The sequence below is a fragment of the Clostridioides sp. ZZV15-6383 genome, from assembly GCF_020657735.1.
Taxonomy (GTDB): Bacteria; Bacillota; Clostridia; order Peptostreptococcales; family Peptostreptococcaceae; genus Clostridioides; species Clostridioides difficile_D.
The window spans coordinates 1-265 of record NZ_JAGWCV010000207.1 but is presented as its reverse complement, the minus strand read 5'-3'; the positions used below and the strand labels follow the sequence as shown (position 1 = coordinate 265).

Below are 265 nucleotides of genomic sequence, written 5' to 3'. Positions count from 1 at the left end.
ATTATGTATTGTGGTCAACATATAAAACTACCTAAACTTGGTATGGTTAAGATAAGGGATAAACAAGTACCTCAAGGTAGAATACTTAATGCTACTATATCTAAAGAACCAAGTGGTAGATATTATGTATCATTATGCTGTACTGATGTAGATATTGAAGCATTTGAAAATACTAATAATCAGATAGGTTTAGATTTAGGAATTAAAGAATTTTGTATCTCAAGTTGTGGAGAATTTATAGAAAATCCTAAGTATCTTAAGAAGT

General features: G+C 28.3%; 1 pseudogene. It reads left to right on the top strand.

The window, feature by feature from the left end:
* Nucleotides 1-265 (top strand): annotated as a pseudogene (locus KGF42_RS19485) (IS200/IS605 family element RNA-guided endonuclease TnpB); the annotation flags it as partial.